The 5,878-nt window shown below is 68.3% G+C and carries 5 protein-coding genes; 4 read left to right on the forward strand and 1 reads right to left on the reverse strand.

The genetic code is table 11. The features are described from left to right. From J7E97_RS30290 to J7E97_RS30305, 4 genes are all read left to right on the forward strand, one after another. On the forward strand, nucleotides 1-953 hold a 953-nt coding region (locus J7E97_RS30290; protein WP_285428877.1), incomplete at its 5' end, for a vitamin B12 dependent-methionine synthase activation domain-containing protein. A gap of 120 nt (nucleotides 954-1,073) precedes the next feature. Beyond that, on the forward strand, nucleotides 1,074-1,775 hold the full coding sequence (locus tag J7E97_RS30295) for an HAD family phosphatase (RefSeq protein WP_215033952.1): 702 nt from the start codon (nucleotides 1,074-1,076) through the stop codon (nucleotides 1,773-1,775). Nucleotides 1,776-2,255: 480 nt separating this feature from the next. Further along, nucleotides 2,256-3,860: an ABC transporter substrate-binding protein gene (locus tag J7E97_RS30300; protein ID WP_215033954.1), complete on the forward strand. Its 1,605-nt coding sequence runs from the start codon at nucleotides 2,256-2,258 to the stop codon at nucleotides 3,858-3,860. Between the two features lie 83 nt (nucleotides 3,861-3,943). Beyond that, the gene (locus J7E97_RS30305) at nucleotides 3,944-5,521 is read left to right on the forward strand and encodes an ABC transporter substrate-binding protein (protein ID WP_215033956.1); all 1,578 of its coding nucleotides are present in this window, start codon (nucleotides 3,944-3,946) and stop codon (nucleotides 5,519-5,521) included. A gap of 83 nt (nucleotides 5,522-5,604) precedes the next feature. Here J7E97_RS30305 and J7E97_RS30310 read toward each other — a convergent pair. Then, a partial coding sequence (locus tag J7E97_RS30310; RefSeq protein WP_215033958.1) for an IS30 family transposase occupies nucleotides 5,605-5,878 on the reverse strand: 274 nt, incomplete at its 5' end.

A 5,878-nucleotide genomic window follows, 5' to 3' on the forward strand; every position in this document is an offset into this window, starting at 1 on the left:
TGCGCCTCATGGACGCCCTCATCGCCGTCAAGCGCGGAGTCCCCGGAGCCACCCTCCCCGAGCTCAAGCAGCGCCGCGTGGCCAAGCGGGACACCCCCGTCCTGGACGTGGACGAGCCGCAAGAGCCCGGCGGCCGCTCCGACACCTCCACCGACAACCCGGTCCCCACCCCGCCGTTCTGGGGCACCCGCGTCGTCAAGGGCATCCCGCTCAAGGACTACGCCTCCTGGCTCGACGAGGGCGCCCTCTTCAAGGGCCAGTGGGGCCTCAAGCAGGCCCGCGCCGGCGGAGCGACGTACGAGGAGCTCGTGGAGTCCGAGGGCCGGCCCCGCCTGCGCGGCCTCCTCGACAAGCTCCACACCGAGAACCTCCTCGAAGCCGCCGTCGTCTACGGCTACTTCCCCTGCGTCTCCAAGGGCGAGGACCTGATCATCCTCGACGACGCCGGCAACGAGCGGACCCGCTTCATCTTCCCCCGCCAGCGCCGCGGCCGCCGCCTGTGCCTCGCCGACTTCTTCCGCCCCGAGGAATCCGGCGAGACCGACGTCGTCGGCCTCCAGGTCGTCACCGTCGGCTCCAAGATCGGCGAGGCCACGGCCAAGCTCTTCGCATCCGACTCCTACCGCGACTACCTCGAACTGCACGGCCTGTCCGTCCAGCTCGCCGAGGCCATGGCCGAGTACTGGCACGCCCGGGTCCGCGCCGAGCTCGGATTCGCGGGCGAGGACCCCTCCAAGGTCGAGGACATGTTCGACCTCAAGTACCGCGGCGCCCGCTTCTCCCTGGGCTACGGCGCCTGCCCCGACCTGGAGGACCGCGCCAAGATCGCCGACCTCCTCCAGCCCGAGCGGATCGGCGTCCACCTCTCCGAGGAGTTCCAGCTCCACCCGGAGCAGTCCACCGACGCGATCGTCATTCACCACCCCGAAGCGAAGTATTTCAACGCACGATGAGACGGATCGGCGTACACTAGTCGGTCCCATACAGGCCGGTCACCTGTTCCCCCGGGCATGCGCCCGCAGGCGAGGTGACCGGCCTTCTCGTCCCCCGGGACCCACCAGAGAGGTGCACGCATGACGAGCACAGTTCCCGCCCCCGTCGCCCGTACGGCCGACGGACACGCCCTGCAGGCGGTGCTGCTCGACATGGACGGCACCCTCGTCGACACCGAGGGTTTCTGGTGGGACATCGAGGTCGACGTCTTCGCCGGACTCGGCCACCGCCTCGACGAATCCTGGCGGGACGTCGTCGTCGGCGGCCCGATGACCCGCAGCGCCGGATTCCTCATCGAATCCACCGGCGCCTCCATCGGCCTCGCCGAACTCAGCGTCCTCCTCAACGAACGCTTCGAAGCCCGCATCGCCGACCAGGTGCCCCTCATGCCCGGCGCCGAACGGCTGCTCGCCGAGCTGGCCCGGCACAACGTGCCCACCGCCCTCGTCTCCGCCTCCCACCGGCGCGTCATCGACCAGGTCCTCCTCACCCTCGGCCGCGACCGCTTCCACCTCACGATCTCCGGCGACGAGGTCCCCCGCACCAAGCCGCACCCCGACCCCTACCTCCTGGCCGCCCGCACCCTCGGCGTGCACCCCTCGCGCTGCGCCGTCATCGAGGACACCGCCACCGGCGTGGCCGCCGCGGAGGCCGCAGGCTGCCGCGTCGTCGCCATCCCCTCGGTCGGCCGCATCGAACCGGCCCCCGGCCGGACCGTCGTGCGCTCCCTCGAAGACGTGGACCTGCCCTTCCTGCGCTCCCTCATCACTCCGCTGAACTGAGCGCGCACGCTCCGTACCGGCCGATCCACCCCAGGGCCCGAGCTCCCGGGGGCGGATTTTTCGCGCACTTCCCCGGAGGCCGAAATTCCACCCCTACCAGGGCACCTGTCCCAGGTGAGCTTAATCACCCGCGAGGCCCCCTTCGCACCATTGCGACCCCCCACCGGCCACCCCTTGTGTCCGCATTGATCAGCACCTGACCGAATCTGCGAACAGCCCCGCACTCACCCCCCGCCCGCTCCCGTAACGGAGCGATGACGTCCCCGCCCTGACAGGTTCAAGCCACCCCTCCCCAGGCCACTAGTGTCGATCCGGGCATAGCGCCGCACCTCAGCCGTCCCGGACACACACCCCTGTTTCCGGAACCGCGTGGACCGATCGTCACAACACCGGCCCGATCGTTCCGCCCAGAACGGGCGACCGCCGCAATGCCCTCCACGCCGCTTTGAACAAGTGCCGGGTCGAGGGAGTACTTCCAGCATGAACCGCAAGACCATGGCGCTGACGGCCGCCGCCGGACTGCTCACCCCCGCGCTGGCCGCATGCGGCAGCACCAGCGGCGGAGCAGCGGGAACCGGAGCGATCATCGTCGGAACCACCGACCGGTTCGAGGCAGCCGACTACGCCCCCGCCCCGCTCGACCCCGCCTACGCCTACGACGCCGGCAGCTGGAACATCCTGCGCCAGACCGTCCAGACGCTCATGCACACCCCGCGCGGCGGCGGCCAGCCCGTCCCCGAAGCGGCCTCCGACTGCCGCTTCACCGACACCGGCAACGAGAGCTACCGCTGCACCCTGCGCCCCGGCATCCAGTTCGCCGACGGGGACCCGCTCACCGCGCAGGACGTCAAGTTCTCCATCGACCGCGTCCGCGCCATCAAGGACGAGAACGGCCCCTCCTCGCTGCTCTCCACCATCGACAGCGTCGAAGCCAAGAGCGCCGATACCGTCGTCTTCCACCTCAAGACGCCCGACGCCACGTTCCCGCACAAACTCTCCACCCCCGCCGCGGGCATCGTCAGCGCCGAGAAGTACGACGCCAAGAAGCTCCGCGCGGGCTTCTCCGTCGACGGCTCGGGCCCGTACACGATGAAGGCCGAAGTCAAGGACAACCAGCTCGTCCGCGCCGTCTTCACCAAGAACCCCCACTACAAGGGCGACCTGAAGCTGCAGAACGACAAGGCCGAACTGCGCGCCTTCGAAGATTCCGGCGCCATGGGCAAGGCCCTGGAACGCGGCACCATCCACATGGTCTCCCGCACCCTCTCGCCCGCCCAGATCACCGCGCTCTCCGCCAACCCCCCCAAGGGCATCAAGCTCTTCCCGATGCCCGGCCTGGAAATCCGCTACATCGGCTTCAACACCGACGCCCCCACCGTCAAGGACAAGGCCGTCCGCCAGGCCCTCGCCGCCGCCGTCGACCGCAACGCCGTCATCGCCAAGGTCTACGGAAAGTCCGCGCAGCCCCTGTACTCGCTGGTCCCCACCACCCTGACCGGCCACGTCAACTCCTTCTTCAACAAGTACGGCGAAGCCAACACCGCCAAGGCCGCCGAACTCCTGAAGAACGCCGGGATCAAGACCCCGGTCAAGCTCACCCTCAACTACACCAACGACCACTACGGCGACGGCACCGCGGCCGAGTTCGAAGCCCTCAAGGCCCAGCTGAACTCCACCCAGCTCTTCGACGTCACCGTCCAGGGCGCCGACTGGGCCGACTTCCGGCCCGCCCAGAAGAAGGGCGACTACGCCGCCTACGGACTCGGCTGGTTCCCCGACTACCCCGACGCCGACAACTTCCTCGCCCCGTTCCTGGAGCAGGACAACTTCCTGGGCACGCCCTACGCCAACACCGCGGTGCGCACCCGGCTCATCCCCGAATCCCGCCGGGCGGTCGACCGCGGCGTCGCCGTCCCCGCGATCACGGAGATGCAGGACATCGTCGCCGACGACGTCCCCGTCCTGCCCCTGTGGCAGGGCAAGCAGTACGTCGCCGCACGCGACGGCATCACCGGAGTGGAATGGTCCGTCAACGCCATCTCCGACCTCCAGCTGTGGGAACTCGGCCGCGGCGTCAGCGGCTGACCAGCACGGCACCGGCCCGCGGACACCGCGGGCCGGAACAAGAAACCAGACGAGCCAGTGAGACTGTGAAGGACGTTCGCGTGATGAGACGTAACCAGTGGTTGGCAGCCCCCCTCGGAGCGGCCACCGCCGCCGCGCTGCTCAGCGGTTGCGGTTCGACGGATGGCTCGAACGCCGGCAGCGGCAAGGGCGTCGTCATGGGCATATCCGACAAGGTCAAGGCCACCGACCCCGCCTCGGGCTACGACCCGGGCTCCTGGCTGCTCTTCAACAACGTCTTCCAGTCGCTGCTCGGCTTCCCCAAGGGCGCCACCACACCGGAGCCCGACGCCGCGCAGTCCTGCGGCTTCGAGGGCGCCGACAGCAAGGTGTACAAGTGCACCCTGCGCGGCGGCCTGAAGTTCAGCAACGGCAACAGCCTCACCGCGAAGGACGTCAAGTACTCCTTCGAGCGCACCCTGAAGATCAACGACGAGAACGGCCCCGCCGTCATGCTCGCGTCGATCGGCTCCATCGAGACCCCCGACGACAAGACCGTCATCTTCCGCCTCAAGAACTCCGACGCGACGTTCCCGAGCAAGATCGCGGCAGGCGCCGGCTCCATCGTCGACCACACCGAGTACCCCGCGGACAAGCTCCGCACAGACGGCAAGGCCTTCGGCTCCGGCGTGTACAAGCTGGACTCCATCAACGACAAGAGCGCCAGCTTCTCCGTCAACGAGTCCTACAACGGCAAGGCCAAGCCGAAGAACAGCGGCGTCACCATGAAGTTCTTCAACGAGGACCAGGCCGCCCTCAGGAAGGTCCTCGAAAGCGGCGACGTCGACTTCGCCTTCCGCGGCCTCGCCGCCAAGGACATCGCCGGCCTCGCCTCCCACACCGGCGACCATAAGGTCGAGGTCGTCCAGGGCGCCGGCGCCGAAGTCGAACACCTCGTCTTCAACGTCAACGACCCGGTCGCCGGAAAGCTCCCCGTCCGCAAGGCCATCGCCTACCTCGTCGACCGCGAAGCCCTCGTCAAGGAGGTCTACGACGGCACGGCCACCGCGCTGTACTCGATCGTCCCGGCCGGCATCGCCTCGCACACCACCGCCTTCTTCGACCGCTACGGCGGCAGCCCCCAGCCCGCCAAGGCCAAGGCCGTCCTGCACGCCGCCGGCATCAAGGACAAGGTCAAGATCACCTTGTACTCGACGCCCACGCGCTTCGGCCCGTCCACGGACGAGGAATTCCAGCTGATCGCCAAGCAGCTCAACGACAGCGGCCTCTTCGAAGCCGACGTCAAGTCCGTCGAGTTCGACCAGTACGAGAAGGACATCGCCGCGGGCAAGTACGGCGTCTACGTGAAGGGCTGGGTGCCCGACTACCCGGACGCCGACAACTTCACCCAGCCGTTCTTCGGCCCGGACAACGTCCTGGGCAACAACTACGACAACAAGGAGATCACCGGGACGATCATCCCGGCGACCTCCGCGAAGGCCGACCGCAGTGCCGCCGCCACCGACTACAACCGCCTCCAGGACATCGTCGCCGACGAGGTCCCGATCCTCCCGCTCTGGCAGAGCAAGCAGTACGCCGTCGCCCGCCAGAACGTGACCGGCTTGCAGTGGTCCCTGGACGCCTCGACCGTCTTCCGCTTCTGGGAGATCAGCAAGGGCTGAGCCGACACCCCTCTCCGGCTACGACAAGGGCCCGTCCCCGCGAAGGCGGTTTCTAGGGGTCGTCGCAACACGTGGTTGGTTGTTCAGGCCGCGAGTAGTTTATGCAGGCGCTCGGCTGGGGTTTCCCAGCCGAGCGTTTTGCGTGGGCGGCCGTTGAGCTCGGCGGCGACGGCGTCGAGGTGTTCGCGGCTGTGGACTGCGAGGTCGGTGCCCTTGGGAAAGTATTGCCGCAGCAAGCCGTTGGTGTTCTCGTTCGAACCGCGCTGCCAGGGGCTGGCCGGGTCGCAGAAGTAGACCGGAACGTCGGTGGCCACGCTGAAGGAGACATGAGAGGTCATCTCGCTGCCCTGGTCCCAG

Origin of the sequence: Streptomyces sp. ISL-66 (genome assembly GCF_018614135.1) — a bacterium.
GTDB lineage: Bacteria > Actinomycetota > Actinomycetes > Streptomycetales > Streptomycetaceae > Streptomyces.

Bases quoted from the DNA above. Each gene is read 5' to 3' on its own strand.
- J7E97_RS30300 (WP_215033954.1), top strand. From the start codon at position 2,256: ATGAACCGCAAGACCATGGCGCTGACGGCCGCCGCCGGACTGCTCACC.
- J7E97_RS30305 (WP_215033956.1), top strand. From the start codon at position 3,944: ATGAGACGTAACCAGTGGTTGGCAGCCCCCCTCGGAGCGGCCACCGCC.
- J7E97_RS30295 (WP_215033952.1), top strand. From the start codon at position 1,074: ATGACGAGCACAGTTCCCGCCCCCGTCGCCCGTACGGCCGACGGACAC.